Raw genomic sequence first — 26,439 nt, 5'->3', positions numbered from 1 at the left:
CCCTTATCCGATATTCGACAGTTTCAACAGATGACGCAGATCGTTGAGCAGGTCCTTGCCTTTGACGGTGGGACCGTAGCGCAGTACCAGATTGCCGTGCGGGTCGATGATCCACAGCTGCGCCGGACCTTTGCCCTGAACAGTTTTAGTGTAGGTCGAAAGGTCCAGTGGATAACGCTGCAATTGCGGGTATTCACGGCTCAGCTTGGCGTCGTAGTCGGCGCTCAGCGGGTGCGCGACGGCCAGTGCATGGCTGGCGCGCGAGGCCTCGCGCCCCAGGCCGACCTGGATCTGCCGGGCCAGGTACACCAGTTGCTGGCAATCCACCGAGCACTCCTGCGGCGCGGTGACCAATAGCTGCCAGCGAACCTCGTCCGCCTGCACGCCCAGCTCGGCACGACTCTGACCGTTACCAATCAGCTCGCCGTGATAACTGCGACCTTCCGGTACCCAGAACTGCAATTTGTACATGCCCGTGGCGAGGATCATCGGACCGACCACCATCAGTACAATCAGGATCAACTGCCAGCGCCCGCGACGACGCTGTGGCGCACCTGTTTCAGACATGTTGGGTGGATTCATGGCCGCTCCCATGGTGTTTCTCCCTTGCGTTGTGCCATCCGAGGTACAGATAGAGACCGAACAGGGCGAACGCCAGGGCGAACCACTGCACGGCATAACCGAGGTGTTTTTCCGGCCCCATGGCCACCACTGGCCAATCCGCCAGGTAGGACGCAGGACCTGTTTGAACCCGTAGTTCATAGGTAAAACCACGGCGGTCAAGTTCACGCCACAGCTTGCCCGGCTCGATCGCCGTCACCAGCCGGGGCCAGTTCGCACCTGCCGGATCGGCCTGCAATTGAAAGGTTGCACCGGGCGCGACATAGACCCACGAGACCAGATCCAACTCCTGTTCCGGGGTGCTGAACACAGGCGGCACGCGCCGGTCCGGCCATGGCAGCCAGCCACGATTGACCAGCAGCCACTGGCCGCTGGCCTGGTCGAGAAACGGTTGCAGCAACTCGACACCCACCCTGCCGTAACGCTGGCGGTTATCCAGCAGCACGCTGTGTTCGGCGTCGAAATGACCGTGCAGCCGTACCCGCTGGAAGGCAGGGTCCGGGTTGTCCAGCAACCGAGCGACAGGCACCGGCTCGGCTGTCCGACGCTCGGCGTAGCTTTCGAGCAATTGCTGTTTCTGCTCGCCACGACCCAATTGCCAGAATCCCAGCGACACCAGCAAGGGCAGCAACAGCGCCACCACCAGTGTCGGTACGAACCCCGGCCGGAAACCTTTCATGACAGCGCCGCAAAGTCAGCGGGTGAGCTCGCTATACTCAAATACATCGCGTTTCCCCCGGAGTCACAGCATGCTCAAAGCAGCCATCGTCCTGATGCTGATTGCCACGGTTGTCAGCCTGTTCAGCGGCCTGTTTTTTCTGGTCAAGGACGACAGCCACTCCAATCGCCTGGTCATCGCCCTGAGTGTTCGCGTCAGCCTGGCCGCCATTACCCTCGGCCTGATCGCCTGGGGCTTCTTCAGTGGCCAGCTGGTTTCTCACGTCCCCTGGTAGCCGGTGTCAGAGCACATAGACGAAGACAAACAAGCCGATCCACACCACGTCCACGAAGTGCCAATACCAGCTCGCGGCCTCGAAGCCGAACTGATGGTCGGCATCGAAATGCCCGCGCATGATCCGCATCAGCATCACGAACAGAATGATCGTGCCGATGGTCACGTGGGCGCCGTGGAAGCCGGTCAGCATGAAGAAGGTGGCCCCGTAGATACCCGAACCCAGGGTCAGTCCCAGTTCGTGATAGGCGTGGATGTATTCCTCGGCCTGGAAGCCCAGGAATGCGCACCCCAGCAGTACCGTCAGCGCCAGCCAGACTTTCAGCGCGCCACGATGGCCCTTTTTCAAGGCATGGTGGGCAATGGTCACCGTGACGCTGGAGCTCACCAGAATGACGGTATTGAGCAGCGGCAGCCCCCATGGACTGATGACTTCCCGGGGAGGTGGGAACAGTGTCGAGTCGGGGTTGCTGAGCAGCGGCCAAGTGAATTCGAAGTTCGGCCAGAGCATGTGGGCAATGCCTTTGGTGCCTTCGCCACCGAGCGCCGGACCGGCAATGGTGCGCACATAAAACAGCGCACCGAAGAACGCGATGAAGAACATCACCTCGGAAAAGATGAACCAGCTCATGCCCCAACGGAACGAGCGATCCAGCTGGGCGCTGTACAACCCCGCACGGCTTTCCTTGATCACGGTGCCGAACCAGCCGAACAGCATGTAGGCCAGCAACAGGCTGCCCACGAAGAAGATCAGCGGGCCATGGGACTCGGGGCGCACCGCCTTCAGGTCGTTGAACCAGGTACCGAGACCGAACATGGTGACGAACATGCCGACCGTGGCGATGATCGGCCATTTGCTCTGGGCGGGAACGTAATAATGCTCATGAGTTGCCATTTATTGTTCTCCTTATCGGGCACGCTTGAACGTCTAGCCACCGGTCTTTTCAGTTACAGCCACGGGCGGATGACGCGCGGTGATATCGAACAGCGTGTAAGCCAGCGTCAGGTGCTTCACATCCTTGGGCATGTCGCGGTCAACGATGAAACGTACCGGCATCTCGATCTGTTGACCGGGCTGCAGCACTTGCTGGGTGAAACAGAAACATTCGGTCTTGTGGAAGTACATCGCCGCACTGCTCGGTGAAATACTCGGGACCGCCTGGGCACTCATCGGGTGCTGGCTGGGGTTGCGTGCGATGAAGATCATCTCGTTCACCGCACCGGGGTTGACCACAATGTCGTCGGACTTGGGATAAAACTCCCACACCATGTCGATGGCATTGGTCGACAGAAACTGCACCCGCACCTGCCGCGACGCGTCGACCTGTTGCTCGCCCTGATACTGCCCACCCGTCTTGCCGTTGATACCCAGCGCCTTGCACATCACGTCATAGATCGGCACCAGCGCAAAGCCAAAGACAAACATCGCCACCACCACCATCAACAAGCGGGTGACCAGTTTCTTCATCGAGATCGAGTCAGCCATGGTGTACGTCCTCCACACAAAACCCTGTGGAAGAAGCGGGCGAGCCCGTCACCACAAGGCCAACGCTGTTCATTTCACTTCCGGCGGTGTGGTGAAGGTGTGGTACGGGGCCGGTGACGGAATGCTCCACTCCAGTCCTTCGGCACCTTCCCAGGGTTTCGCCGGGGCCGCAGGACCGCCGCGAATGGTCTTGATCACGATGAACAGGAAGAAGATTTGCGTGGCCCCGAAGGTAAAGGCACCGATGGACGACACCATGTTGAAGTCGGCGAATTGCAGGTTGTAGTCGGGAATCCGCCGCGGCATCCCCGCCAGCCCGACAAAGTGCATCGGGAAGAACGCCATGTTCATGCCGATGAAAGATAACCAGAAATGCAGCTTGCCGAGGGTTTCGTCGTACATGTGGCCGGTCCATTTCGGCAGCCAGTAATACGCCGAAGCGAAGATCCCGAAGATCGCCCCTGGCACCAGCACGTAGTGGAAGTGCGCGACCACGAAATAAGTGTCCTGGTACTGGAAGTCCGCCGGGGCAATGGCGAGCATCAACCCGGAGAAGCCGCCGATCGAGAACAGAATCACGAACGCCACCGCAAACAGCATCGGTGTCTCGAAGGTCAGCGAGCCTTGCCACATGGTACTGGCCCAGTTGAACACCTTGACCCCGGTGGGCACCGCGATCAGCAACGTCGCATACATGAAGAACAATTCGCCCACCAGCGGGATACCGACCACGAACATGTGATGGGCCCAGACGATAAACGACAGGAAGGCGATACTCGCCGTTGCGTAGACCATCGAGGTGTAGCCGAACAGCGGCTTGCGCGAGAAGGTCGGGATGATCGCGCTGACGGCACCGAAGGCCGGCAGGATCATGATGTACACCTCCGGGTGGCCGAAGAACCAGAACACGTGCTGGAACAGCACCGGATCACCACCACCGGCCGCACTGAAGAAGCTGGTGCCGAAATGGATGTCCATCAGCATCATGGTCACGCAGCCGGCCAGCACCGGCATCACCGCAATCAACAGGAACGCGGTGATCAGCCAGGTCCAGACGAACAGCGGCATTTTCATTAAGGTCATGCCCGGCGCACGCAGGTTGAGAATGGTGGCAATCACATTGATCGCCCCCATGATCGAACTGATCCCCATCATGTGAATGGCAAAGATGAAGAAGGTCACGCTTTCCGGCGCATAGGTCGTGGAGAGCGGCGCGTAGAAGGTCCAGCCGAAGTTCGGTCCGCCACTCGGCGTGAACAGCGTCGAGATCAGCAGCAAAAACGCCGCCGGCAGCAGCCAGAAACTGAAGTTGTTCATTCGCGGCAACGCCATGTCCGGCGCGCCGACCATCAGCGGAATCATCCAGTTGGCCAAGCCGACAAAGGCGGGCATCACCGCACCGAAGACCATCACCAGACCATGCATGGTGGTCATCTGGTTGAAGAACTCCGGCTGGACAATCTGCAGGCCGGGCTGGAACAGCTCGGCGCGGATCACCATGGCAAACGAGCCACCCAACAGGAACATGATGAAACTGAACCACAGATACAATGTGCCGATGTCCTTGTGGTTGGTGGTCAGTACCCAACGCATCAAGCCCTTGGCAGGACCGTGGGCGTGGTCCGCATGGCCATGGTCATCGATCACTGCACTCATGTCCTGACTCCTGGAATCGGATGGGCTGGGCGGCTCGGGCGCATTGCGCCCCAAACCTTCACGGGAACGCGCAATAGACCGGGTCATTTGCTTTGCGCCTGTTTGAGGGCCAGCACGTCTTTCGGGGTGACCATGTCGCCTTTGTTGTTGCCCCACGCATTTCGTTCGTAGGTCACGACGGCCGCGATATCGACTTCCGACAACTGCTTGCCGAATGCGGCCATGGCGGTGCCGGGTTTGCCATGGAACACGATTCCCAGGTGATCCTCTTTCGGCCCGGTGGCTATTTTCGAGCCCTTGAGCGCCGGGAACATCGGCGGCAAGCCCTGACCTTCGGCCTGGTGACAGGCCACGCAGGAGGTGTGGTACACCTTGTCGCCACGTGCCTTGAGCTCGTCCAGGGTCCATTCCTTGCTGGTCAGCTCCTTGAGCTGGGCGGCCTCGACTTTGCGTTCGGCCAGCCAGGTGTCGTAGTCGGCCTTGCTTCTGACATCGACCACAATCGGCATGAAGCCGTGATCCTTGCCACACAACTCCGCACACTGTCCCCGGTAGATGCCGGGCTTCTCGACACGGGTCCAGGCCTCGTTGACGAACCCGGGAATCGCATCGCGCTTGACCGCAAACGCCGGCACCCACCAGGAGTGGATAACGTCGGCGGACGTCACCAGGAAGCGCACCTTGGCCCCCGTCGGCAGCACCAATGGCTGGTCGACTTCCAGCAGGTAGTGTTCGCCCTTGGCGCTCTTGTTGTTGATCTGCTCTTGCGGTGTGGCCAGGTTGCTGAAGAACTCGACGTCCTGGCCCAGGTATTTGTACTGCCACTTCCACTGATAACCGGTGACCTGGATATCGATATCCGACTCACTGGCGTCGTACATCTTGATCAGGGTGGCGGTCGCCGGAACGGCCATGGCGACGAGAATGATGAAAGGCACGATGGTCCAGAGGATCTCGACCGTCGTACTTTCATGGAACTTGGCAGCTTCCTGCCCGGTGGAGCGCCGGTGCATCATCATCGACCAGAACATGGCGCCGAAAACGATGATGCCGATCACCACACAGATCCAGAAGATGGTCATGTGCAGGTCAAATACTGCGTGACTGATTTCAGTCGCTCCAGGCGCCATATTCACAGTCCAGGCCGCTTGCGCCTGACTGAAAATCGACCACAACAGGAGGCCCATCCAGACATGTGGATGTCGCATCATTGCGGGTTCCCCTTATCGTTCTTGTTATCCCGCCGGCTTTCACCTGCGGCAAGGGAGCGGCACTTTTCAGACTACGAACTTGAATCGCCGGGCCTTGCTGCCTATGCAGTCGGGCGTCATCAGCTAACTCCATTCAAGACCGAGTATAGACAGCGAGTCCGACCTCGCAACGCGATGTCGTAAATCAACTGAAACACCCGGGGCTTGCACTACAGGCCACGGATGGAGAAGGATGAGGGATAGGTGATGGCAAATCGATATAACGTAGTCGCATCAAAGGTGAAACAATTATGACAAATACGTCTTAGCGGCTTTCATAAGCAAGCTAACTTATGTCTTCCCCTATTTCCTTGCCTTCGTTTACTGGAGTTTTCATGAACACCGCCGCATTGCGCGAGCAGATCAAACTTGCCCAACAACATGAAACCGAAACCGGTCAGCTGACCCGTCAGCTGGAAGTCCAACTGCCACACCTGCACTCCGCCATCCAGATACCGGACGTCGACGCCAAGGGCGTGATGACCCGTTTTGTTGCCGCCTATATAGACCAGGTACCGGACCTGCTCGACGCCGCCAATGCGGTCGCGCGCGAAGCCGGTATCGAATCCCAGATCAAGCCGGTGCTGAAGATCGCCGAGCAATTCTTCATCCAGCCACCGGCAATCATGACCGGTCACGTAGGCCTGGATAGCCTGCTGGACGAGTCCTACCTGGCCCATCGCCTGGTAGAAGAGGTGAACGACCTCTACATCAAACATTTCGGCCAGCCACTGATCCCATTGGACATGACTGTCGCCAACCTGATTGCCCACCAACTGATCGGCGAAGCGTTCGCCAACCAGCTGGATGAGGCTGTTCATCACGCCGTTGACGAAATGCTCAGCGAAGAAAGCTTCGCACTGGAATCCGTCGAGGCCTACCGGGAAAAACTGAACAGCCCGGACACCGGTGCTGCCTGGAAGCGCTGGCCATGCCTGTCACGCCAGCTTGGCGTAGGGCTGGATCTGGATCAGCCGGCCGCCTGAGCCCCTCCAATACTTGTGGGAGCAGCCTTGCTTGCTCCCACAAGGACATTTAACCGGCTGAACCTCTTTCAGTCGCCCCCTCCATGAAAACTTCCCCCGGATTGACTCCGGTGTGGCGAAGCCTGGACGCTTTTTCAGCAGTCTCGACCAGCCAGCCTGCGAAAAGGCGGTTGCTCGGAAGATCTAGAAGCGCGCCTTGGGCGTCGCCATGGGGATCGGAAGGCTACCATCCAAAGGCAGGAAGCAGCCCTTGTCCGCGTCGTAGGCTTTTATTTCACTGGTTTCGATGCTGTAGACCCAGCCATGGATGAACAGCTGACCGTTGGCCATGCGCGAAGCCACGGAGGGGTGAGTGCGCAAATGCTGCAGCTGGGCGATCACGTTTTCTTCGGTCAGCACCTGCATACTTTCGTTTTCATCAGCGCAATTGCAGTTTTCCTGGACCATGGTTTTCGCGACTTCAGCGTGGCGCAACCAGGCCTTTACCGTGGGCATTTTTTCCAGGGTCTGCGGGTTCAGGACCGCCCGCATGGCACCACAATCGGAATGTCCGCAAATGATGATGTGCTGCACACCCAACGCCAGTACCGCGTACTCGATGGCCGTGGAAACACCGCCATTCATTTGCCCGTAAGGGGGTACGACGTTACCCACATTGCGCGCGACAAACAGGTCGCCTGGGGCGCTTTGGGTGATGAGCTCCGGGACGATGCGCGAGTCGGCACACGCGATAAACATTGCTCGTGGCCGCTGGGCCGTGGCGAGTTTCTTGAAGAGTTCTTCCTGCTCTGGAAAGACGTCGCGATGAAAATGTAAAAAGCCGTCAACGATATGCTTCAGCGCTGCATCGGCGCTTTCGACCTCTGGCAGGCCAGAAGCCGACGCAGCCAACGGCTGTTTATCCTTGTCACTCATCATTCTTCCTCTTTGACGCAGTAGGGGAATCTTCCCGTGTTCCAGGCCACACAATGCGTGACCAGCGTACAAAGTCCGCACTTTGCATACTACTCAACCATAGGCCAATAGCCGCTATAGCAGCGACATCTGGGCACCCGGCGGACAAAAGGCCTGGCAATCCAGATTGAAGCCTTCGCGCTGGTTGAGCCCTAGACGTTTTATTGTCTTGGCAAAGCGTTGCGCCAGCAAGTCGGCAAAAGGCCCTTCACCGCGCATGCGAGCCCCGAAGCGACTGTCATACAACTCACCACCACGACTTTGGCAAATCAGACTCAAGACATGGGCTGCGCGTTGCGGGTAGTGGGCCGACAGCCACTCCTCGAACAGCGGTGCAACCTCCAGCGGCAGGCGCAACATCATGTAAGCCGCACTCTGGGCACCGGCCGCATGGGCTTCGGTCAGCAGGCTTTCCAGTTCGCTGTCGTTGATCATCGGAATCATCGGCGAACACAACACACCGACCGGAATGCCAGCCTCTCGCATGACCCGAATCGCCCTCAAGCGTGCCTTGGGTGCCGCGGTTCGCGGTTCAAGAATGCGTTTGAGTTCGTCGTCCAGGCTCGTCAGGCTGATCATCACCGCCACCAATCGCCGCTCGGCCAATTCGGACAACAGATCCAGATCGCGAAGAATCAGCGACCCCTTGGTAATGATGGTCACCGGATGCCGGTAGCGCAGCAGCACTTCAAGGATGTGACGGGTAATCCTGTGTTCGCGCTCGATCGGCTGATAAGGGTCGGTGTTGGAACCGAGATTGATCGGTGCACACTGATAACCACGCTTGGATAACTGTTGCTCAAGCACGTCGGCGGCATTGCTTTTGGCAATTAGCCGGGTCTCGAAATCGAGCCCGGGCGACAGGTCCCAATAAGCATGGCTGGGCCGCGCATAACAGTAGATGCAACCGTGCTCGCAGCCCCGATAGGGATTGATCGAGCGATCGAAGGGCAGATCGGGTGAGTTGTTGCGGGTGATGATGGTTTTCGCCGTTTCGATGCGCACTTCAGTACCTTGGGTCAGCGGCACTTCCTGATACCAACCGTCGTCTTCGGCGACCGAGCGGTTCGGTGCAAAGCGGTTGTGCGGGTTGGTCGCGGTACCGCGGCCACGCGGGGGCAGGGGCGTGATCATTATTAGATCTCTCTGGCTGTACATCCATACAGTACCGGAGAATACATAGACCAGCCAGTACCGTTCGGCCCGCCATTGAGGGGTATTAACCCTTCGGGCACGGCACGTAGCACGCAACTAATAGAGAACTGTCGAGCCGTGCCTGAATATGTTTCAAGCTCTAGCCAATCGATTGAGCAAGCCGGCCCCAATAAGGGCCGGTTGCGTTTTACGGAAGGGGATTACGCGTCGTCGGTTTTTTTCTTCAGCTTCGGGTTCACAAAAAACTGCACGGTCTGGACCTTCGCGTCCGGTACCTTCAATGCGCTGGTATTCACCCGCGTACCCAACTCCTTGGGCACTGACAACCCTTGTTCATTGAGCGTATCGGAGTAACCGCAGGCCACGCACTCGCGGTGCGGCACATCGTCTTCGCTCCACATCATCAACTTGTCCGGCTCGCTGCACGCCGGGCAGACCGCGCCGGCGATAAAGCGTTTCTTGGTTTTGCTCACAGGCCCGTCACTCATGCTGCCGCGTCCTCGTCGAGGCCGCTGTGGCGCAAGAGTGCGTCAATCGACGGCGCACGTCCGCGGAAGTCGACGAACAGCACCATAGGCTCCTGAGAACCGCCGCGGGCCAGGATCGCCTCGCGGAATGCCCGACCGGTGGCGGCGTTGAGCACGCCTTCCTCTTCGAACCTGGAGAACGCGTCGGCCGACAGTACTTCAGCCCACTTGTAGCTGTAATAACCCGCCGCGTAACCGCCGGCAAAAATATGCGCGAAGCTGTTCGGGAAACGGTTGTAGGCCGGTGGCCGCATGACCGAGACCTCATCACGCACGCCTTCGAGCACCTGCAGCACGCTACGGCCATCGCCATGCGTGGCGTGCAGTTCAAAGTCGAACAACGAAAACTCCAGCTGACGGACCATCATCAGGCCGGACTGGAAATTTTTCGCCGCTAGCATCTTCTGCAACAGGTCCTGAGGCAGCGGCTCGCCGGTTTCATAATGGCCGGAGATCAGCGCCAGGCCTTCCGGCTCCCAGCACCAATTCTCCATGAACTGGCTCGGCAGCTCGACCGCATCCCAGGCAACACCATTGATACCGGACACACCCGCATGCTCGACGCGGGTCAGCAGGTGATGCAGGCCATGGCCAAACTCGTGGAACAGCGTGGTGACTTCATCGTGAGTCAGCAGCGCGGGCTTGCCGCTGTCGGCCGGGGTGAAGTTGCACACCAGGTTGGCCACCGGGCTTTGCAGCACGCCTGCGGCGGTACGGCGACGGTCGCGAGCGCCGTCCATCCAGGCACCGCCGCGCTTGTTGGCGCGCGCATAGAGGTCGAAGAAGAAACGACCGACGTGCTCACCGTTTTCCTTGATTTCGAACAGGCGAACATCCGGGTGCCAGGTGTCGAACCCTTCCTGCTCGGCGATTTCGATGCCGTACAGGCGCTGTACGATGGCGAACAGGCCGCTCAGTACCTTGTCGATCGGGAAGTATGCACGCAGTGCTTCCTGGGCAACGCTGTAGCGCTGCTCACGGAGTTTTTCCCCATAGAAACCGCTGTCCCAGCTTTGCAGGTCCGAGCAGCCCTGTTCAGCGGCGTACGCCTTCAACTGCTCCAGATCCTGTGCGGCAAATGGCTTGCTGCGTTTGGCCAGGTCGCGCAGGAAGCTCAGCACCTGATCGCTGGATTCGGCCATTTTGGTGGCCAGGCTCAGCTGCGCGAAACTGCTGTAGCCCAAGAGTTTTGCCAGCTCCTGACGCAAGTCGAGGATTTCTTCCATCACGGGGCCGTTATCGTTCTGACCGGCGTTCGGGCCTTGGTCCGACGCACGGGTGCAGTAAGCGGCGTAGACTTCTTCGCGCAGCGCGCGGTCATGGGCGTAGGTCATCACCGCGAAATAGCTCGGGAATTCCAGGCTGATCAGCCAACCGTCCAGGCCCTTGGCTTGCGCCGCGGCAGCCATCTGCGCCTTGGCCGAATCGGTCAGGCCGGCGAGGGCGGCTTCATCGGTGATGTGTTTGGTCCAGGCCTGGGTGGCATCGAGCAGTTGATTCGAGAAACGGCTGCCCAGTTCGGACAGTTTGCTCTGCACCTCAGCGTAACGCTTCTGTTCGGCTTCCGGCAGGTCGATACCCGACAGGCGGAAGTCACGCAGCGAGTGTTCGAGGATGGTTTTCTGGGCAACGTCAAAACAGGCGGCTTCCGGACTGGTGGCCAAGGCTTCGAACGCCTGGAACAGTTCACGGTTCTGGCCCAGCTCGGTGGAGTAGGCGCTCAGGGCAGGCAGGCAGGACTCGTACGCTTCACGCAACTCAGCGCTGTTGCACACCGCATTGAGGTGGCTGACGGGGCTCCAGGCGGCCCCCAGACGGTCATTGAGCTCGTCCATCACCAGCACCAGGCCGGCCCAGGTCGGTTGTTTGCCCTGGGTCTCGAGGATCCCGGCAATGGCGGCGCGGTTGTCGGCGAGGATCTGTTCGATGGCCGGTTGTACGTGCTCGGCGCGGATCGCCGAGAACGGCGGCAGGTCGTAGGACTGCAAAAGAGGGTTGTTCACGCTCACGGTTGGCACCTTGGCTGGAAGAAACATTGCCCCATCTTAATTACAATCGGCGCCAACCGCAGCTATCAGCAACAGAGAGAGAGCCTATCGTGTCCCTTCGCAAGTACCAGAACCACACCCCCATGCTCGGCAACGGCGCCTTTGTCGACGGCTCGGCGGTGGTGATCGGCGACGTCGAAATAGGCGCGGACAGCTCGGTCTGGCCGTTGACCGTGATTCGCGGTGACATGCACCGTATCCGGATTGGCCAGCGCACCAGCGTGCAGGATGGCTGCGTGCTGCACATCACCCACGCCGGCCCGTTCAACCCGGACGGCTTCCCGTTGCTGATCGGCGATGACGTGACCATTGCGCACAAGGTCATGTTGCACGGATGCACGGTGGGCAACCGGATTCTGATCGGCATGGGCAGCATCGTCATGGACGGTGCCGTCGTCGAGGACGACGTGATCGTCGGCGCCGGCAGCCTGGTGCCACCGGGCAAACGCCTGGAAAGCGGCTACCTGTATGTGGGCAGCCCGGTGAAGCAGGCTCGCCCTTTAACTGACAAGGAGCGGGCCTTTTTTACCTACAGCGCTGCCAACTACGTCAAGCTCAAAGACCTGCATCTGGCCGAAGGCTACGACCAGCTCTGACTCTCACCCAGGAATTTTCATGCATTACCAAAGCGTTTTATTCGACCTTGATGGCACCCTGACCGACCCGCGAGAGGGCATCACCCGTTCCATCCAATTCGCCCTGAGCAAGCTGGGGATCGACGAGCCGGACCTGACCAGGCTCGAACACTTCATCGGCCCGCCCTTACTGCAGGCCTTCATGCAGTTCTACGACTTCGACGAGGCCAAGGCCTGGGAAGCGGTCAATTTCTATCGCGAGCGCTTCAAGGTCACGGGACTGTATGAGAACCGTGTGTTTGACGGCGTGACACCCCTGCTGGAAACCCTCTGCGGGCAGGGCCGGCAGCTGTACATCGCGACATCAAAACCGTGGATTTTCGCCCGGGAAATTGCCCGGCACTTCGACTTCGCCCGGCACTTCAAGGTGATCTACGGCAGCGAACTGGACGGCACCCACACCGACAAGGTCGAGCTGATTGCCCACCTGATGGCCGAAGAGGGCCTGGACCCGAGCACCACCCTGATGATCGGCGACCGCAAACATGACCTGATCGGCGCTCGACGCAACGGGCTGGACGCGGCAGCCGTGGGTTATGGTTTTGGCAGCCATGAAGAGCTAAGTGCTGAACAACCGGCGTATCACTTCGAGACCCTGAGCCAGTTGCATCAGGCATTTTTGCCGCGCTAGTTCAATTGCGGGCACACCAGCACCCAGTGTGGGGCTGGCGTGCCATGCAAAGACCCGTTCAGCCACCTGGCTTTTCTGGCACTGCCAAGGCTTTCAACGCCGCCTTGCGCTGTTCGATCGGCAACCCTCCCAGTCTCTCGACCGCCGCATAAAACGTCGTCCAATCACCACCCGACTGCTTGAACAGTTCGGCAAACGCCGGCACCCATTGGTCATACAGCCCGAACGGCAGCAACCGGGCGTTGTTCATCGGGGCGTTGATCCAGGTATCGAAGCGCTTGTTACCGGCCCAAAGGCTGTCGCGCAGGGTTCGATAGTCGCTGCGCATGCGTTCGAATTCGGCGGCTTTGCGCTGGCGCATCGGCTCCGGCGCCAAGGGTAGCGCATAGAGTTTTTCCAGGCGGGTGCGGGTATCCAGAACCAGTCGGACAAACTGTTCGCGTTGCTGCTCCTGGACCTTACTGGCCGGCGGCAAGCCCCTTGCCGTGCGCCATTGGCGGGTGCCTTCCTGTTCGACAAACGTGGCGAACGACTCGTTGAACTCGGTGTCGTCCTTCACATAGCAACGCTGATGCGCCAGCTCGTGAAAAATCAGGGTCGCCAGGCGCTCATCGCCCCAACCGAGCATCGAATTCATGATCGGGTCATTGAACCAGCCCAGGGTTGAATAGGCCTCCACCCCGCCGATCGAGACATCCATGCCTTGCAGACGCTGCAACGCCGCTTCCCCCCTCGCGGCGCTCTGGCTGTAGTACCCGCGATAGGCCACGCACCCGGCTATGGGAAAGCAATAGTTCTGCGGGTTGAGGGAAAATTCCGGCGTGACGAACACATTCCACACCACATAAGGCCGGCCAATATCGGCGTAGAGGCGATAGCTCTGGTTATCCGGCAAGTGCATGTGCTGGCTGGCGAAGTCCCGGGCTTTTTGTGATTGCCTGAGATGCGCGCGCAGTGTTGCATCGCTGGCCGGGTCGCTGATCACCGTGCTCACAGGCTCGCGCGCCCGCAGCAATTGCAGCTGGCCACTGGCCAACTGGCCGTAGTAACTGACACTCGCACAACCGTTCAGCCATAAAAACAGCACAGCCGGAAACAAAACGCGCAAAACGCGATCAAGTAACCGATGGCTTGGAAGCAGCCTGATCACATCGAATCATCCTTGGGAATTCTGCCCGCAAGACTATCTCGCCTGACTGGAGCTTCGCTATGCGCGTGTTACTGCTGACTGGAGGCCTGCTGATGTTGGCCGGCTGTGCTGGACTGCCCCAACCCGACCCTACACAAGCATGGATCGACCTGGCCCCCCATCCGGAAGACACCACACTGCATGCGCTGGAAGTCGACGATAAGGCGACCCTTGATAAACGCTACTTCGAAGTCTCGCCGGGCCGTCACGAATTGAAGGTGCGCTATCAGTTTGCGGTGCAGCCGACCAACATTGGTCCCGATGCCCAGCCGCTGTGGCGCGATTGCCAGCTGAGCGTGAAGTTCAGCGAGTTCAATGCCGGCCAACGCTATCAGCTACAAGCAGGGAATATCGGTTTTCGGCCGTGGGCCAAACTTTACGATCAGCAGCGAAAAGTCGTAGGCCAGGCGCAACCGGCAGGCTGCCAGGGCACTTGATCGGCGCTATGCTTAGCCAATTACCGCCCGGAAATTGAGCATGCGAAGGTATTTGTTGTTATTTGCCGTCAGTTCGCTGGCCGCCTGTGCCAGCCCCTTGCCGGACGTCAACCCGGCGATGGCCTGGGTCGACTTCGCCATGCCCACGCCCGGCGGAAAGGTATTGATGGCTGAGCGCCTGGACAACCAGCCGCAGCGCGATGGACGGTTCTTCCAGGTCCCGCCTGGCAGTCATGAGCTTATGGTTCGATTTGATTTCGAGGTATTCGGTGGCGGGATGAGCATGAACACCGACCCACAGGAACGGCTGTGCTATCTGACCCTTCGCTATGATCATTTTGAAGCGGGCCAACGCTATCGGCTCGAAGCCCGCTCGCTCGCCTTCACACCCAGCGCCCGGCTGTACAACGCCCAGCGCAAGATCGTCGCCGAAGAACGTCAGGTCAACTGTGTGCCATAAGGCTGATCAGTTGTCGTTCTTCTGATAGATGATTTTCTTGGTGCCATTTTCGCAAGTACCGACCACCATGTTCTGGTCATGCACTTCGTCATTGCTGACGATTTCCAGCGTGTAAGAGGATACGTTGTTGGCCTGGATCTTGGCTTCGATCTCGGCCTTGAGTTCTTCGCAGGGTTTCGGCGCAGCCATGGCCGATGTGGCCAACGCACCGCAGAAAACCGCCAAGGCAAAACGTTTCATGGTTGAAGCTCCCTTGAAGCAGCGCGTACGAACATACACTTAAGCCGCTGCCATTCATTCGACCACAGTTTTGCCCGGCGAGTTCTGATTTGTGGCAACTCCACAAAGGCGCTGTCAGCTGACGAGTGTGCCATCAAGGGTAATGGTGGCATTCAGCACCTTGGACACCGGACAGCCTTCCTTGGCCTTTTTGCTCAGCTCTTCAAATTGCTGCTGGCTGGCGCCGGGGATTTTCGCCTTGAGAATCAGGTGCACCACCGTGATCGCAAAACCACCCTCGACCTGATCCAGCGTGACTTCAGCATGGGTATCGATGGTGGTGGCCTTGAGGCCAGCCTCGCCGAGGATCATCGAAAAGGCCATGGAGAAACAGCCTGCGTGAGCGGCGCCGATCAGTTCTTCCGGGTTGGTGCCTGGGCCACCTTCGAAACGCGCCTTAAAGCCATAGGGTGCATTTTTCAGGACACCGGTTTCGGTCGAGATAGAACCCAGGCCGGTTTTCAGATCGCCGACCCAATGCGCCGATGCTCTCTTCTTGATGCTCATCTTTGCCTCCTCACTGGCGCGAGCGACCGCGCCTTGATGGTTTTCGGTTGTCAGGGATTCTGAGGATAGAAGGCCGGGCAAGGTTCATCCTGTCGAATCGAGCCGTTGATCGGGTAGGCAATTTCAGCTCGGCTATTGAAACTCGGGTATATGCCCACATTGCATGAAACACGCCTTCACATTCGGCAGGTTTTCATTCGAGAGAAAAGCCTGCGCCCCCCATTGGAGAAGCAGGCCATGAAACAGCTGTCCGAGATCAAATTCTCAACCCTGGACCTGGTACCCGTTCGCGAGAACGGCAGCCCCGCCCAATCGCTGCGCAACTCGCTGGACCTGGCGCAACACGTTGAAAAATGGGGCTACAACCGCTTCTGGGTGGCTGAACACCACAACATGGACGGTATCGCCAGCTCCGCGACCTCGGTATTGCTGGGTTACCTGGCCGGCGGGACATCGAGCATCAGGGTCGGCTCAGGGGGCGTCATGCTGCCCAACCATGCACCGCTGGTGATCGCCGAGCAGTTCGGCACCCTGGAAAGCCTGTACCCAGGCCGCATCGACCTTGGACTGGGACGCGCCCCGGGTTCTGACCAAATGACCGCTCGTGCCTTGCGCCGCGAACGCGGCGGCAGCGCCGACGACTTTCCAGAAGATGTCGCCGAACTGGTCCGTTACCTCGGCCCACGTACACCCGATCAACGCATCATCGCCATGCCCGGCACCGGCACCAACGTCCCGGTCTGGTTATTGGGCTCCAGTCTGTTCAGCGCACAACTGGCGGGCGAACGGGGTCTGCCTTACGCCTTTGCCTCGCATTTCGCACCGCGCTACCTGCACGAAGCGATTCGCGTCTACCGCAATCACTTCAAGCCATCTGCAGTACTGGATAAACCCTACGTCATGCTCGGCGTGCCGCTGGTGGCCGCCGACACCGACGAGCAGGCGGACTACCTGGCCACCTCGGTCTACCAACGGATTCTGGCGCTAATGCGCGGGCAAAGCCTGGTTCAGCGCCTCCCGGTGAACAGCATGGACGGCCTGTGGCTGCCTCATGAAAAACAAGCCGTAGGCGATTTCCTGGGGCTGGCGATGGTCGGCAGCCCGGCGAAGATTCGCGGCAAGCTTGAGGTATTGATCGAACAGACCCAGGCCGATGAGCTGATCTTCACCTGCGACCTGTACGAACACGCCGACCGCTTGCACTCCTACGAATTGCTGGCGCAGGTGATGAAGGGCTAAGGCTCAGACAGCGGCCAGAAAAAAGCCGACGCGCTGGCGTCGGCTTTCAACTGCAGCGTGTACTCGGTCTACTTCTTGTAGACGATTTCCTTGGCACCGCCTTCACAGGTACCTACGACTTTTCCGCCAGCGGCAGTACCTTTGTCGACGATCTCCAGCGAATAACCGGAAACACCCTTGGCATCCAGTTTCGCGGCAATTTCGGCTTTCAGCTCTTCACACGGCTTGCCTGCCGCAAAGACTGTTCCCGCCATGCTCAGCAAACCTACAGCCAGAATCAACTTCTTCATCGGTCACGTTCCCTGGTTAGATCAAAAGGATGAACCTCGATGCTCAGGCGATGAACGCCCAAGGCCAAATAGCGCATTGCCATCTCCTGTGGCAATCGGCCAGCGCATAAGTTCAAAAGCCTAGTTCAACCTCAGCTATTGGCAATCCGGAAACCGACCTTGAGTGTCACTTGAAAATGCTCCGCCTTGCCGTCCTTGATGTGGCCCCGGGTTTCAGTCACCTCGAACCACTCCATATGCTTGATGCTCTTGCTGGCCTCGGCCAGTGCGTTATTGATGGCCTCTTCTATGCTGGTGGGGGACGAGCCAACCAGTTCGATTTTCTTGTAAGTGTGATGGTCAGTCATGGCGTTCTCCTTGAAGGTACCTACAGCCTAGCAGTGATTTTTTGTATTTCTTCTGCAGGCCACGGCCATGGACCGGTTCAGATTTTCTGCACTTTCAGGAACGGCTGGAGTCCCAACCCACACACGCCACTCAATCAATGCAGGAGAGTCACCATGGCCAACACCTCGCTACGTAAAGCCTCATTGCAAAGCATGGAAGCTGAGATCGAGAGTCTGCTCAAGTCGTTGGAAAACCTGAAGAGTGATGCCTCGGACGAGTCGCTGAAAACCCTCAAAAGCCTGAAAAGCAACGCCGAGAACGCGCTGAGACACTCGCGCAGCCTGCTCAGCGATGCGTACGAAGAAGTCAAAGTCAAAACCCGTGAAACCGGGATCGCGACCCGCGATTATGCTCAGCAACACCCATGGACCACGACCGGTGTCGCGGTCGGCGCACTGGGTTTGCTGGCGGCTTATCTGCTGTGCAAACGCAGTCGCTAAAGCGTCTGCTGCAGCTCGTTCTTGAGCCATTGCGCCAACTGCCGAGCGCGCCCATCCGCGGCGCGCTTGGGTAGCCACAATGCCAGTTGCGCCGGGGTTTCGGAAAAACCCCAGGGCGCCACCAGGCGACCGGCCTTCAAATCCTCGGCCACCAGCGGCTGCGGGGCAATCGCCACCCCCAGACCGGCCACCGCCGCCTCCAACAGGTAGTACAAATGCTCGAAGCCCTGCCCGTACTTCAACGCCCTGGCGTCGAGGTCATTACGTTGTGCCCAGCTGGGCCAGGCCTGCGGGCGTGAGGTGGTGTGCAGCAAGGGTTCGTTGAGCAGGGCGCTGGCCGGTGCCTGGCGCAGCGCTTCGTAACCAGCGAAGCGGGGGCTCAGCACCGGGCCGATGCGCTCGCTGGTCAGCTCATATACGTGCATGTCCGCCGGCCAGGGCGGCTCGGCAAACACCAACAAGGCATCCAGCCCCGGTCGACGCGGATCAAGATCGCCTTCACCCGCCGACAGGTGCAAGCGCAGATCCGGCAGGTCGGCATTCAGCCGGCCCAGGCGTGGTATGAACCAGCGCGCCAGCAAGCTGCCTGAACACCCGAGCACGAACGGCGCATCGGCATGGCCTTGGGTCAGTTCGCTGCACACCGTGCGCAAACGCTCAAAAGCCTCGCCGCTGGCATCGCGCAAACGCACACCCGCATCTGTGAGTTTCAGGCCGCGTCCGTCCTTGACGAACAGGCTGACCCCCAGATGCGCCTCCAGCACTTTCAATTGCCGGCTGACCGCACCATGGGTGACATGCAATTGCTCCGCCGCCTGACTGACGCTGTTCAAGCGGGCCGTCGCCTCGAAGGCGCGCAAGGCATTGAGCGGGGGAAGGTCGTGGCTCATTTTATCTGTGAGTTTTCCTGACAGGTTGTGGCGATCTTATCGGTTTTCAGCGCAGAACGTCAGGGGTAGAGTGAACCCCATTGTCACTTCATGCATTCACCTGGAGCGCCCCATGACCCAGACTAATCTGCGCAACGGCCCTGATGCCAACGGCCTGTTTGGCGCGTTCGGCGGCCGCTACGTTGCCGAAACCCTGATGCCGTTGATCCTCGACCTGGCCCGCGAATACGAAGCCGCCAAGGAAGATCCTGCATTCAAGGAAGAATTGGCCTACTTCCAGCGCGATTACGTCGGACGCCCAAGCCCGCTGTACTTTGCCGAACGCCTGACCGAATTCTGCGGTGGCGCCAAGATTTACCTCAAGCGCGAAGAGCTGAACCACACCGGCGCGCACAAGATCAACAACTGCATCGGCCAGATTCTGCTGGCGCGGCGCATGGGCAAGAAACGCATCATCGCCGAGACCGGCGCCGGCATGCACGGCGTGGCCACGGCCACCGTGGCCGCGCGCTTTGGCCTGGATTGTGTGATCTACATGGGCACCACGGACATCGAACGCCAACAGGCCAACGTGTTCCGCATGAAACTGCTGGGCGCCGAAGTCATCCCGGTAGTGGCGGGTACGGGCACCCTGAAAGACGCGATGAATGAAGCCCTGCGTGACTGGGTCACCAACGTCGACAGCACGTTCTACCTGATCGGCACTGTGGCCGGCCCGCATCCGTACCCGGCAATGGTCCGCGACTTCCAGGCCGTGATCGGCAAGGAAACCCGCGAGCAGCTGCAAGCCCAGGAAGGCCGCCTGCCGGACAGCCTGGTGGCGTGCATCGGCGGCGGCTCCAATGCCATGGGCCTGTTCCACCCGTTCCTTGATGACAAGAGCGTCGAGATCATCGGTGTCGAAGCCGCCGGCTACGGCATTGAAACCGGCAAGCACGCTGCCAGCCTGAACGGCGGCGTACCCGGTGTACTGCACGGCAACCGTACCTTCCTGCTACAGGACGACGATGGCCAGATCATCGACGCCCACTCGATCTCCGCTGGCCTCGACTACCCGGGCATCGGCCCTGAACACGCCTGGTTGCATGACATCGGCCGCGTTCAGTACACCTCGGTGACCGACGACGAAGCCCTCGCAGCCTTCCACCAATGCTGCCGCCTGGAAGGGATTATTCCTGCATTGGAAAGCGCCCACGCCCTGGCCGAAGTGTTCAAACGCGCACCGACCTTGCCCAAGGATCACCTGATGGTGGTCAACCTGTCCGGTCGTGGCGACAAAGACATGCAAACTGTGATGCACCATATGGAACAGTCCCAGCAGGAGAAACACTGATGAGCCGCCTGCAAAAGCGCTTTGCCGAACTCAAGGAACAGAACCGCGCGGCCCTGGTGACCTTCGTCACCGCTGGCGACCCGAGCTATGACACCTCACTGGCGATCCTCAAGGGGCTGCCAGAGGCCGGTGCCGACGTGATCGAGTTGGGCATGCCCTTCACCGATCCGATGGCCGATGGCCCGGCGATCCAGCTCGCCAACATCCGCGCCTTGGGCGCCAAGCAGAACCTGGCGAAAACCCTGCAAATGGTCCGCGAGTTCCGTGAAGGCAACAACGACACGCCACTGGTGCTGATGGGTTACTTCAACCCGATCCACCATTACGGCGTTCCGCGCTTCATCGCGGAGGCCAAGGAAGCCGGCGTTGATGGCCTGATCGTGGTCGACATGCCACCCGAGCATAACGGCGAGCTGTGCGACCCGGCACAAGCGGCTGGCATCGACTTCATCCGCCTGACCACCCCGACCACCGACGACGTGCGCCTGCCGACCGTGCTCAACGGCAGCTCCGGATTCGTTTACTACGTATCGGTGGCAGGCGTGACGGGCGCAGGTGCAGCCACGCTGGAACACGTCGAAGAAGCGGTGGCCCGTCTGCGTCGCCATACCGACCTGCCGATCAGCATCGGCTTCGGTATCCGTACCCCAGAGCAAGCGGCGTCCATCGCCCGCCTGGCCGACGGCGTGGTCGTGGGGTCGGCGCTGATCGACCATATCGCCAATGCGGCCACGCCGCAGCAAGCCATTGATGACGTATTACGCCTGTGTTCGGCGCTGTCCGAAGGCGTGCGCAACGCTCGCGTCGGTTGAAACCTGCCGGATCGTTCCCGCGTTCGCGCGTGGGAGCGATCCGGCTCGCTCAAAACATCGACAAATCCAGCGGCCGGATAGCGCCCATCCAGACGGCGTGGTCGGTGTGATCGGCCAGGTCATCACCGGTGTCGGGATGCAAGAACACCACCAAGCCTTTGCGATTGAGCGCCAGCCACGGCAACACCACGCCCAGATACTGCGGCTCGAACGCCAACTGACAACTCCAGTCCGGATGTGGGCCGACAGGCCGTTCGTGAACCCGCCCCATCTTCAGCGGAAACAGCTGCGCAGCCTGCTCACACAAGGCCCGCGCCTGGTCGATCGTGTTCGCGTCGAAATAAACGTGGGCGTGGTAGCCCTTGATCCTTTGCATAGTGCTCTCGTGTATCGGAATTCATTTCCCTGACACAACGCTACACCGCAATCGCCGGCAGGGCCAAGCCCGTCAGCGAGTCTGCGCGCGGTGAAAAAACAGAAATTCGTAACCTTTCTCGGCTGGACCCCGCACCCGATGAACGTGCAACTGAATATGCGCTACCTCAAGGGTGGCGAGGGAGCTTGCCCCCGCTCGAGCGCGAAGCGGTCGCAAACCCGAACACCGCATTGCACCCGAGAGAACCGGAGTGGGCGGTTTTTGGGTTGCTTTGCAACCCAGCGGGAGCAAGCTCCCTCGCTACAATGCTTTATCCTGTCGCCTTTGAACGATTCCGACCAAGAGGCCCCATGGCAATCCCCAGTCGCCATTCGCTCTTTCCCTTTCTTCGCTGGCTGCCCCGGCAAACCCGCGCCAGCGTTGGACGTGACCTGGTTGTAGGCCTGAGTGGGGCGATTCTTGCGTTACCGCAATCCATTGCCTATGCGCTGATCGCTGGCCTGCCGCCGGAATATGGCCTTTATGCTGCCATCGTCCCGGTCCTGATCGCCTGTCTGTGGGGCTCCTCCTGGCATTTGATCTGTGGCCCTACGGCAGCCATCTCCATTGTTCTGTACGCCAGTGTCAGTCCTCTGGCTGTGCCCGAGTCACAGGACTACATCACACTGATCCTGTTGCTGACGTTCCTCGCTGGCGTTTTCCAGTGGCTGCTCGGCCTGCTGCGCTTCGGCGCCTTGGTGAACTTCGTCTCCCATTCCGTGGTGCTGGGGTTCACCCTGGGCGCGGCGGTGGTGATCGCCCTCGGGCAGTTGCCCAACCTGCTGGGGCTGGACCTGCCGAATCAGGCGACTGCGCTCAACAGCCTGGTGTCGTTGGTCAGTCATGTCGATGCGTTGGATAAACCGTCGCTGGTGCTGGGGCTCGGCACACTGGCAGTGGGCATCGCCCTGAAACTGCTGCTGCCTCGCTGGCCGAGCCTGCTGATCACGCTGGTGCTCAGCGCAGTCGTCGTGTGGCTGTGGCCCTCGATGTTTGGCCATGTGCATCTGGTCAGTTCGTTCGTCGGCCGCTGGCCACCCCTGAGTCCACTGCCACTGGACCTGGACCTGATGTTGCGTCTGCTGCCCAGCGCGGTGGCCGTCGGCATGCTCGGGCTGGTGACCAGTCTGTCGATCGCCCGCTCGTTGTCGGCACGTTCACAACAGCTGCTCGATGCGAACCAGGAGGTTCGCGCGCAGGGCCTTTCCAATATCGTTGGCAGTTTTTTCTCAGGCTCCTTGTCGGCAGGCTCATTTACCCGTTCGGGCTTGAGTTATGAGGCAGGTGCCTGCTCACCCTTGGCCGGGGTGTTCTCCGCGCTGTGGGTTGCGTTGTTCGCCGTGGCCGGCGCTTCTCTCATCGCGCATATCCCGATCCCCGCCATGGCTGGCAGCATTTTGCTGATCTGTTGGGGGTTGGTGGATCATCGCGGCATTCGAGCCTTGTTCCGGGTCAGCCGGGCCGAATTTGTAGTAATGGCACTGACCTGCGTCGCCACGCTGTTGCTGGAACTACAAACAGCGATCTATGCCGGGGTGCTGGTGTCGCTGTTTTTCTACCTCAAGCGCACCTCGCAGCCCCGCGTGCAGCAATGGAGCGAAGGTGATGAAGAGATTCTGCGGGTTGGCGGCTCGATTTTTTTCGGCGCCAGCCATTACCTGCAAGTACGCCTGCAACGCACGAAAGGCCTGAAGGTGGTGATTGAGGCCCAGTACATCAACTTCATCGACTATTCAGGCGTGGAAATGCTGCACCAGGAAGCACGAAGGTTGCTCAGGCAGGACCGCAGCCTGACCCTGCGCCGAGCGCGTGGGCATGTGGTCGAGGAACTGAGAAAACTCGAAGGGGCGCAGAAGTGCCCGATCCGGTTTGAGGACTGATCCAGCATTGGCGTCGTGGCCATTCGCGAGCTTGCCCGCGAAGTCATTATAGCGCCAACTGGCGTCGCAACTCGGCCAGCACCGGCGCCGTGTCCGGGCGCACACCACGCCACAGGAAAAAGGCTTCGGCCGCCTGCTCGGCGAGCATGCCCAAACCATCCATCGCCACCGCAGCGCCCTGTTCGCTGGCCCAACGGCAGAACGAGGTGGGATCCTTGCCGTACATCATGTCGTAGCACACCGTCTTGCCAGGTTCGATCAGGCTGCTGGCAATGGGCGGTACATCACCTGACAGACTGGCCGACGTCGCATTGATGATCAGGTCCACCGGCTCACGCAGCCAGTCGAAGCCACTGGCAGACACAGGCCCCAGGTCGGCGAACAGTTCAGCCAGCCGCTCAGCCTTTTCTACCGTACGATTGGCGATGATCACCGACGATGGCTGCTCGGCCAGTAGCGGCTCCAGCGCACCCCGTACCGCGCCACCCGCGCCCAGCAGCAGAATGCGTTTACCGCGCAGGCTGAACCCGGCGTTGACCGTCAGGTCCCGCACCAGTCCGGCACCATCGGTGTTGTCCCCCAACAGACTGCCATCGGCCAGTTTGCTCAGGGTGTTGACCGCCCCGGCCCGCTGCGCCCGCGCTGTCAGGCTATCGGCCAGGCGATAGGCCTCTTCCTTGAACGGCACCGTGACATTGGCACCGCACCCGTCGCTGAAAAACGCCCGGGCACAGCCTGTAAAGTCATCCAGTGGCGCCAACAGGGTGTTGTAGTCCAGATGCTGAGCGGTCTGTTTCGCGAACAGGCGATGGATCAATGGCGATTTGCTGTGACCAATCGGGTTACCGAAAACGACATAACGGTCCATCGGGATTCCTCGTTCAGGCCTCAGCCAGCCAGTCGCGGTCTTGCAGGAAATACTCGGTCAGGCGCGCTTCTTCGCTACCAGGCTCGGGCTTCCAGTCATAGCCCCAACGGACTTGCGGCGGCAACGACATCAGGATCGATTCGGTACGCCCGCCCGATTGCAGGCCGAACAGGGTGCCTCGGTCGTAAACCAGGTTGAACTCGACGTAACGCCCACGGCGGAACTCCTGGAACTCACGCTGTTGCTCGGTGAAGGCCTGGGTCTTGCGCTGTTGCACAATCGGCAGATAAGCGTCGATGTAGGCGTCGCCAATGGCGCGCATAAAGGCGAAGCAGGTGTCGAAATCCCACTCGTTCAGGTCATCGAAGAACAGACCGCCGATGCCCCGGGGTTCATTACGATGCTTGATGTGGAAGTAGCTGTCGCACCAGTCCTTGTACCGGCTGTAGACGTCCGGCCCGAACGGCGCGCACGCCTCGGCAGCCACGCGATGCCAGTGCACGCAGTCATCGATGTTGCCGTAGTAAGGGGTCAGGTCAAAGCCGCCGCCAAACCACCAGACCGGCTCTTCACCTTCTTTCTCAGCGATGAAAAAACGCACATTGGCGTGGGAAGTCGGCACATGAGGATTGTGCGGGTGAATCACCAGCGACACGCCGAGGGCTTCGAAGCCGCGTCCGGCCAATTCTGGCCGATGAGCACTGGCGGACGGCGGTAGACCACTGCCAAAGACGTGGGAAAAATTGACGCCGCCTTTCTCGATCACTGCACCGTTCTCGATCACCCGCGTTCGACCGCCACCGCCGGCTGGGCGGGTCCAGGCGTCTTCGACGAAGTGCGTGCCACCGTCTTCGGTTTCCAGCGCAGCACAAATGCGGTCTTGCAGGTCGAGCAGATAGGCTTTAACGGCTTCGGTGCGGGTAGTCATGGCATCACCTTGAATCGGGCAAAGCTACGCGGCGCTCGATCAGAACGGCGGCCAGCGCAAATGGGCGCGTAGCATACCACTGCACCCGTGCCCGCCGCAGTTGACGAAGATCAAGCTTAGGAGTCCGATAGGGCGCTACGCAATACCACCCAAGGAGAGTGCAGATGGCCAAACGTATCCAGTTCCGCGCCCACGGCGGCCCCGAAGTGCTTGAGTATGTGGATTATCAGCCGACCGAACCGGGCCCGCAGCAGGTGCGTGTCAGCAACAAGGCCATCGGCCTGAACTTCATCGACACCTACTTCCGTAGCGGGCTCTATGCTCCGCCGGCCCTGCCATCGGGCCTTGGCGCAGAAGGTGCTGGCGTGGTCGATGCGGTGGGCCGTGACGTGACGCGCTTCAAGGTCGGTGACCGCGTGGCATATGGCAGCGGCCCGCTGGGGGCCTACAGCGACCTGCATACCTTGCCACAAGACAACCTGGTGCACCTGCCGGATGCTATCAGCTTCGAACAGGCCGCAGGCGTCATGCTCAAAGGGCTGACCGTGCAGTACCTGTTGCGTCAGACCTATGAACTCAAGGGTGGCGAAACCATCCTGTTCCACGCCGCTGCCGGTGGTGTCGGTTCGTTGGCCTGCCAATGGGCCAAGGCCTTGGGCGTGAAGCTGATCGGCACCGTCAGCTCTCCGGAAAAAGCCGCGCTGGCCAAGGCCAACGGTGCCTGGGCAACGATTGACTACAGCCATGAAGACGTCGCTCAACGGGTGCTGGAGCTGACGGACGGCAAGAAATGTCCGGTGGTCTACGACGGCGTCGGCAAGGACACCTGGCTGACCTCACTCGATTGCACGGCACCACGCGGGCTGGTGGTGAGCTTCGGCAACGCCTCGGGAGCGGTGGACGGGGTGAACCTGGGGATTCTGGCGGCGAAGGGCTCGCTGTATGTCACCCGTCCCACCCTGGGGACTTACGCCAACAACGCTGAAAACCTGCAAACGATGGCCGATGAGCTGTTTGCAATGATCATCGACGGCAAGCTCAGGGTCGACATCAGCCAGCGTTACTCACTGGCTGACGCGGCGAAGGCGCAGACTGAGTTGTCGGCGCGACGCACTACTGGGTCGACAGTGTTGCTGCCTTAAACCTGAAGGGCGGCGAGGGGACATCCCCCTCGTCGCAGGGCC

Annotated in this window: 31 protein-coding genes and 1 pseudogene; 13 read left to right on the top strand and 19 right to left on the bottom strand. The window is 60.0% G+C overall.

Annotated elements, in window-relative coordinates:
* Positions 1–3: 3 nt before the first annotated feature.
* Together CKW07_RS22100 and CKW07_RS22095 are read right to left on the bottom strand one after the other, a co-directional pair.
* Positions 4–594: a hypothetical protein gene (locus CKW07_RS22100; protein WP_095147080.1), complete on the bottom strand. Its 591-nt coding sequence runs from the start codon at positions 592–594 to the stop codon at positions 4–6.
* Positions 560–1,300 (bottom strand): SURF1 family protein, encoded by a 741-nt coding sequence (locus CKW07_RS22095; RefSeq protein ID WP_095147040.1) that lies wholly within the window; start codon positions 1,298–1,300, stop codon positions 560–562. The genes CKW07_RS22100 and CKW07_RS22095 overlap by 35 nt, the downstream gene beginning before the upstream one ends.
* A 70-nt stretch (positions 1,301–1,370) precedes the next feature.
* On the opposite strand from CKW07_RS22095, the gene CKW07_RS22090 reads away from it, so the two are divergent.
* Entirely contained in the window at positions 1,371–1,574 is a 204-nt protein-coding gene (locus CKW07_RS22090) for a twin transmembrane helix small protein (RefSeq protein WP_095080895.1), read from the top strand.
* Positions 1,575–1,580: 6 nt separating this feature from the next.
* On the opposite strand, the gene CKW07_RS22085 is transcribed toward CKW07_RS22090, so the two are convergent.
* From CKW07_RS22085 to coxB, 4 genes are all read right to left on the bottom strand, one after another.
* A complete protein-coding gene (locus CKW07_RS22085; RefSeq protein ID WP_095080896.1) occupies positions 1,581–2,468 on the bottom strand; it encodes a cytochrome c oxidase subunit 3 in 888 nt (295 codons plus the stop codon).
* Positions 2,469–2,501: 33 nt separating this feature from the next.
* On the bottom strand, positions 2,502–3,059 hold the full coding sequence (locus CKW07_RS22080) for a cytochrome c oxidase assembly protein (RefSeq protein ID WP_095080898.1): 558 nt from the start codon (positions 3,057–3,059) through the stop codon (positions 2,502–2,504).
* A 69-nt stretch (positions 3,060–3,128) separates the two neighbouring features.
* Positions 3,129–4,715: a cytochrome c oxidase subunit I gene (ctaD, locus tag CKW07_RS22075; protein WP_095147039.1), complete on the bottom strand. Its 1,587-nt coding sequence runs from the start codon at positions 4,713–4,715 to the stop codon at positions 3,129–3,131.
* Between the two features lie 83 nt (positions 4,716–4,798).
* Positions 4,799–5,926 (bottom strand): cytochrome c oxidase subunit II, encoded by a 1,128-nt coding sequence (gene coxB / locus CKW07_RS22070; RefSeq protein ID WP_095147038.1) that lies wholly within the window; start codon positions 5,924–5,926, stop codon positions 4,799–4,801.
* 374 nt (positions 5,927–6,300) lie between these two features.
* Here coxB and CKW07_RS22065 point away from each other — a divergent pair, with 374 nt between their 5' ends.
* The gene (locus tag CKW07_RS22065; RefSeq protein ID WP_095147037.1) at positions 6,301–6,951 is read left to right on the top strand and encodes a hypothetical protein; all 651 of its coding nucleotides are present in this window, start codon (positions 6,301–6,303) and stop codon (positions 6,949–6,951) included.
* A 183-nt stretch (positions 6,952–7,134) separates the two neighbouring features.
* Here CKW07_RS22065 and CKW07_RS22060 read toward each other — a convergent pair whose 3' ends face one another.
* The 4 genes from CKW07_RS22060 to prlC all read right to left on the bottom strand — a co-directional run bounded on the left by CKW07_RS22060 (position 7,135) and on the right by prlC (position 11,623).
* Positions 7,135–7,866: a carbonic anhydrase gene (locus tag CKW07_RS22060; RefSeq protein ID WP_095147036.1), complete on the bottom strand. Its 732-nt coding sequence runs from the start codon at positions 7,864–7,866 to the stop codon at positions 7,135–7,137.
* Between the two features lie 114 nt (positions 7,867–7,980).
* Complete coding sequence (locus CKW07_RS22055; protein ID WP_095147035.1) at positions 7,981–9,039, bottom strand: PA0069 family radical SAM protein; 1,059 nt, start codon at positions 9,037–9,039, stop codon at positions 7,981–7,983.
* 221 nt (positions 9,040–9,260) lie between these two features.
* Entirely contained in the window at positions 9,261–9,548 is a 288-nt protein-coding gene (locus tag CKW07_RS22050; protein ID WP_095147034.1) for a YheV family putative zinc ribbon protein, read from the bottom strand.
* Positions 9,545–11,623: an oligopeptidase A gene (prlC, locus tag CKW07_RS22045; RefSeq protein WP_176465362.1), complete on the bottom strand. Its 2,079-nt coding sequence runs from the start codon at positions 11,621–11,623 to the stop codon at positions 9,545–9,547. Before prlC ends, CKW07_RS22050 begins: the two co-directional genes overlap by 4 nt.
* A 62-nt stretch (positions 11,624–11,685) precedes the next feature.
* Here prlC and CKW07_RS22040 point away from each other — a divergent pair, with 62 nt between their 5' ends.
* Positions 11,686–12,231 carry a gamma carbonic anhydrase family protein gene (locus CKW07_RS22040; RefSeq protein WP_095147033.1) on the top strand — a complete coding sequence of 182 codons (546 nt, stop codon included), beginning with the start codon at positions 11,686–11,688 and terminating at the stop codon, positions 12,229–12,231.
* Between the two features lie 19 nt (positions 12,232–12,250).
* The gene (locus tag CKW07_RS22035; protein ID WP_095147032.1) at positions 12,251–12,901 is read left to right on the top strand and encodes an HAD family hydrolase; all 651 of its coding nucleotides are present in this window, start codon (positions 12,251–12,253) and stop codon (positions 12,899–12,901) included.
* A gap of 58 nt (positions 12,902–12,959) precedes the next feature.
* Here the strand turns inward: CKW07_RS22035 and CKW07_RS22030 are convergent, their stop codons facing one another.
* The gene (locus CKW07_RS22030) at positions 12,960–14,051 is read right to left on the bottom strand and encodes an aminopeptidase (protein ID WP_095147031.1); all 1,092 of its coding nucleotides are present in this window, start codon (positions 14,049–14,051) and stop codon (positions 12,960–12,962) included.
* Between the two features lie 59 nt (positions 14,052–14,110).
* Here CKW07_RS22030 and CKW07_RS22025 point away from each other — a divergent pair, with 59 nt between their 5' ends.
* The gene (locus tag CKW07_RS22025; protein WP_095080955.1) at positions 14,111–14,527 is read left to right on the top strand and encodes a hypothetical protein; all 417 of its coding nucleotides are present in this window, start codon (positions 14,111–14,113) and stop codon (positions 14,525–14,527) included.
* Positions 14,528–14,567: 40 nt separating this feature from the next.
* Entirely contained in the window at positions 14,568–14,987 is a 420-nt protein-coding gene (locus CKW07_RS22020) for a hypothetical protein (RefSeq protein ID WP_095147030.1), read from the top strand.
* Positions 14,988–14,993: 6 nt separating this feature from the next.
* On the opposite strand, the gene CKW07_RS22015 is transcribed toward CKW07_RS22020, so the two are convergent.
* Both CKW07_RS22015 and CKW07_RS22010 read right to left on the bottom strand, forming a co-directional pair.
* Complete coding sequence (locus CKW07_RS22015) at positions 14,994–15,227, bottom strand: DUF1161 domain-containing protein (protein ID WP_095080959.1); 234 nt, start codon at positions 15,225–15,227, stop codon at positions 14,994–14,996.
* A gap of 114 nt (positions 15,228–15,341) precedes the next feature.
* Positions 15,342–15,773, bottom strand: coding sequence for an OsmC family protein (locus CKW07_RS22010; RefSeq protein WP_095147029.1), 432 nt, complete (start codon positions 15,771–15,773; stop codon positions 15,342–15,344).
* Positions 15,774–16,010: 237 nt separating this feature from the next.
* Between CKW07_RS22010 and CKW07_RS22005 the strand changes: the two genes are divergently transcribed.
* Entirely contained in the window at positions 16,011–17,012 is a 1,002-nt protein-coding gene (locus CKW07_RS22005) for an LLM class flavin-dependent oxidoreductase (RefSeq protein ID WP_095147028.1), read from the top strand.
* A 68-nt stretch (positions 17,013–17,080) separates the two neighbouring features.
* On the opposite strand, the gene CKW07_RS22000 is transcribed toward CKW07_RS22005, so the two are convergent.
* Both CKW07_RS22000 and CKW07_RS21995 read right to left on the bottom strand, forming a co-directional pair.
* Positions 17,081–17,302, bottom strand: a complete 222-nt coding sequence (locus CKW07_RS22000; protein ID WP_095147027.1) for a DUF1161 domain-containing protein — start codon at positions 17,300–17,302, stop codon at positions 17,081–17,083.
* 131 nt (positions 17,303–17,433) lie between these two features.
* Complete coding sequence (locus CKW07_RS21995; RefSeq protein WP_095147026.1) at positions 17,434–17,649, bottom strand: dodecin; 216 nt, start codon at positions 17,647–17,649, stop codon at positions 17,434–17,436.
* Positions 17,650–17,802: 153 nt separating this feature from the next.
* On the opposite strand from CKW07_RS21995, the gene CKW07_RS21990 reads away from it, so the two are divergent.
* On the top strand, positions 17,803–18,129 hold the full coding sequence (locus tag CKW07_RS21990) for a YqjD family protein (protein WP_095147025.1): 327 nt from the start codon (positions 17,803–17,805) through the stop codon (positions 18,127–18,129).
* Here CKW07_RS21990 and CKW07_RS21985 read toward each other — a convergent pair.
* On the bottom strand, positions 18,126–19,019 hold the full coding sequence (locus tag CKW07_RS21985) for a LysR family transcriptional regulator (protein ID WP_095147024.1): 894 nt from the start codon (positions 19,017–19,019) through the stop codon (positions 18,126–18,128). The two genes, CKW07_RS21990 and CKW07_RS21985, sit on opposite strands and share 4 nt — an antisense overlap.
* A 112-nt stretch (positions 19,020–19,131) precedes the next feature.
* Between CKW07_RS21985 and trpB the strand changes: the two genes are divergently transcribed.
* Positions 19,132–20,352, top strand: a complete 1,221-nt coding sequence (gene trpB, locus CKW07_RS21980; RefSeq protein WP_095147023.1) for a tryptophan synthase subunit beta — start codon at positions 19,132–19,134, stop codon at positions 20,350–20,352.
* A complete protein-coding gene (gene trpA, locus CKW07_RS21975; protein WP_095147022.1) occupies positions 20,352–21,164 on the top strand; it encodes a tryptophan synthase subunit alpha in 813 nt (270 codons plus the stop codon). Before trpB ends, trpA begins: the two co-directional genes overlap by 1 nt.
* 49 nt (positions 21,165–21,213) lie before the next feature.
* Here the strand turns inward: trpA and CKW07_RS21970 are convergent, their stop codons facing one another.
* The gene (locus tag CKW07_RS21970; protein ID WP_095147021.1) at positions 21,214–21,540 is read right to left on the bottom strand and encodes a DOPA 4,5-dioxygenase family protein; all 327 of its coding nucleotides are present in this window, start codon (positions 21,538–21,540) and stop codon (positions 21,214–21,216) included.
* 84 nt (positions 21,541–21,624) lie between these two features.
* Between CKW07_RS21970 and CKW07_RS21965 the strand changes: the two are divergent.
* A pseudogene (locus CKW07_RS21965) lies at positions 21,625–21,724 on the top strand (glycine betaine ABC transporter substrate-binding protein); the annotation flags it as partial.
* 166 nt (positions 21,725–21,890) lie between these two features.
* Positions 21,891–23,459 carry a SulP family inorganic anion transporter gene (locus CKW07_RS21960; protein ID WP_095147020.1) on the top strand — a complete coding sequence of 523 codons (1,569 nt, stop codon included), beginning with the start codon at positions 21,891–21,893 and terminating at the stop codon, positions 23,457–23,459.
* 46 nt (positions 23,460–23,505) lie between these two features.
* Here the strand turns inward: CKW07_RS21960 and aroE are convergent, their stop codons facing one another.
* Together aroE and hemF are read right to left on the bottom strand one after the other, a co-directional pair.
* The gene (aroE, locus tag CKW07_RS21955) at positions 23,506–24,327 is read right to left on the bottom strand and encodes a shikimate dehydrogenase (protein WP_095147019.1); all 822 of its coding nucleotides are present in this window, start codon (positions 24,325–24,327) and stop codon (positions 23,506–23,508) included.
* Between the two features lie 13 nt (positions 24,328–24,340).
* On the bottom strand, positions 24,341–25,255 hold the full coding sequence (gene hemF / locus CKW07_RS21950) for an oxygen-dependent coproporphyrinogen oxidase (protein ID WP_095147018.1): 915 nt from the start codon (positions 25,253–25,255) through the stop codon (positions 24,341–24,343).
* A gap of 164 nt (positions 25,256–25,419) precedes the next feature.
* Here hemF and CKW07_RS21945 point away from each other — a divergent pair, with 164 nt between their 5' ends.
* Complete coding sequence (locus CKW07_RS21945) at positions 25,420–26,397, top strand: NADPH:quinone reductase (RefSeq protein WP_095147017.1); 978 nt, start codon at positions 25,420–25,422, stop codon at positions 26,395–26,397.
* Positions 26,398–26,439 lie beyond the last annotated feature (42 nt).

The organism is Pseudomonas sp. Irchel s3b6, from assembly GCF_900187415.1.
In the GTDB taxonomy this organism is placed as follows: Bacteria; Pseudomonadota; Gammaproteobacteria; order Pseudomonadales; family Pseudomonadaceae; genus Aquipseudomonas.
Note: the sequence above shows the minus strand (reverse complement) of the source record. Positions and strands in the feature narration are given on the sequence as shown.

What these genes read in the sequence shown, in the direction of transcription:
- CKW07_RS22100 (WP_095147080.1), bottom strand. Translation starts at nt 594, where the DNA reads ATGGGAGCGGCCATGAATCCACCCAACATGTCTGAAACAGGTGCGCCA.
- CKW07_RS22095 (WP_095147040.1), bottom strand. Translation starts at nt 1,300, where the DNA reads ATGAAAGGTTTCCGGCCGGGGTTCGTACCGACACTGGTGGTGGCGCTG.
- CKW07_RS22090 (WP_095080895.1), top strand. Translation starts at nt 1,371, where the DNA reads ATGCTCAAAGCAGCCATCGTCCTGATGCTGATTGCCACGGTTGTCAGC.
- CKW07_RS22085 (WP_095080896.1), bottom strand. Translation starts at nt 2,468, where the DNA reads ATGGCAACTCATGAGCATTATTACGTTCCCGCCCAGAGCAAATGGCCG.
- CKW07_RS22080 (WP_095080898.1), bottom strand. Translation starts at nt 3,059, where the DNA reads ATGGCTGACTCGATCTCGATGAAGAAACTGGTCACCCGCTTGTTGATG.
- ctaD (WP_095147039.1), bottom strand. Translation starts at nt 4,715, where the DNA reads ATGAGTGCAGTGATCGATGACCATGGCCATGCGGACCACGCCCACGGT.
- coxB (WP_095147038.1), bottom strand. Translation starts at nt 5,926, where the DNA reads ATGATGCGACATCCACATGTCTGGATGGGCCTCCTGTTGTGGTCGATT.
- CKW07_RS22065 (WP_095147037.1), top strand. Translation starts at nt 6,301, where the DNA reads ATGAACACCGCCGCATTGCGCGAGCAGATCAAACTTGCCCAACAACAT.
- CKW07_RS22060 (WP_095147036.1), bottom strand. Translation starts at nt 7,866, where the DNA reads ATGAGTGACAAGGATAAACAGCCGTTGGCTGCGTCGGCTTCTGGCCTG.
- CKW07_RS22055 (WP_095147035.1), bottom strand. Translation starts at nt 9,039, where the DNA reads ATGATCACGCCCCTGCCCCCGCGTGGCCGCGGTACCGCGACCAACCCG.
- CKW07_RS22050 (WP_095147034.1), bottom strand. Translation starts at nt 9,548, where the DNA reads ATGAGTGACGGGCCTGTGAGCAAAACCAAGAAACGCTTTATCGCCGGC.
- prlC (WP_176465362.1), bottom strand. Translation starts at nt 11,623, where the DNA reads ATGTTTCTTCCAGCCAAGGTGCCAACCGTGAGCGTGAACAACCCTCTT.
- CKW07_RS22035 (WP_095147032.1), top strand. Translation starts at nt 12,251, where the DNA reads ATGCATTACCAAAGCGTTTTATTCGACCTTGATGGCACCCTGACCGAC.
- CKW07_RS22025 (WP_095080955.1), top strand. Translation starts at nt 14,111, where the DNA reads ATGCGCGTGTTACTGCTGACTGGAGGCCTGCTGATGTTGGCCGGCTGT.
- CKW07_RS22020 (WP_095147030.1), top strand. Translation starts at nt 14,568, where the DNA reads ATGCGAAGGTATTTGTTGTTATTTGCCGTCAGTTCGCTGGCCGCCTGT.
- CKW07_RS22015 (WP_095080959.1), bottom strand. Translation starts at nt 15,227, where the DNA reads ATGAAACGTTTTGCCTTGGCGGTTTTCTGCGGTGCGTTGGCCACATCG.
- CKW07_RS22010 (WP_095147029.1), bottom strand. Translation starts at nt 15,773, where the DNA reads ATGAGCATCAAGAAGAGAGCATCGGCGCATTGGGTCGGCGATCTGAAA.
- CKW07_RS22005 (WP_095147028.1), top strand. Translation starts at nt 16,011, where the DNA reads ATGAAACAGCTGTCCGAGATCAAATTCTCAACCCTGGACCTGGTACCC.
- CKW07_RS22000 (WP_095147027.1), bottom strand. Translation starts at nt 17,302, where the DNA reads ATGAAGAAGTTGATTCTGGCTGTAGGTTTGCTGAGCATGGCGGGAACA.
- CKW07_RS21995 (WP_095147026.1), bottom strand. Translation starts at nt 17,649, where the DNA reads ATGACTGACCATCACACTTACAAGAAAATCGAACTGGTTGGCTCGTCC.
- CKW07_RS21990 (WP_095147025.1), top strand. Translation starts at nt 17,803, where the DNA reads ATGGCCAACACCTCGCTACGTAAAGCCTCATTGCAAAGCATGGAAGCT.
- CKW07_RS21985 (WP_095147024.1), bottom strand. Translation starts at nt 19,019, where the DNA reads ATGAGCCACGACCTTCCCCCGCTCAATGCCTTGCGCGCCTTCGAGGCG.
- trpB (WP_095147023.1), top strand. Translation starts at nt 19,132, where the DNA reads ATGACCCAGACTAATCTGCGCAACGGCCCTGATGCCAACGGCCTGTTT.
- trpA (WP_095147022.1), top strand. Translation starts at nt 20,352, where the DNA reads ATGAGCCGCCTGCAAAAGCGCTTTGCCGAACTCAAGGAACAGAACCGC.
- CKW07_RS21970 (WP_095147021.1), bottom strand. Translation starts at nt 21,540, where the DNA reads ATGCAAAGGATCAAGGGCTACCACGCCCACGTTTATTTCGACGCGAAC.
- CKW07_RS21960 (WP_095147020.1), top strand. Translation starts at nt 21,891, where the DNA reads ATGGCAATCCCCAGTCGCCATTCGCTCTTTCCCTTTCTTCGCTGGCTG.
- aroE (WP_095147019.1), bottom strand. Translation starts at nt 24,327, where the DNA reads ATGGACCGTTATGTCGTTTTCGGTAACCCGATTGGTCACAGCAAATCG.
- hemF (WP_095147018.1), bottom strand. Translation starts at nt 25,255, where the DNA reads ATGACTACCCGCACCGAAGCCGTTAAAGCCTATCTGCTCGACCTGCAA.
- CKW07_RS21945 (WP_095147017.1), top strand. Translation starts at nt 25,420, where the DNA reads ATGGCCAAACGTATCCAGTTCCGCGCCCACGGCGGCCCCGAAGTGCTT.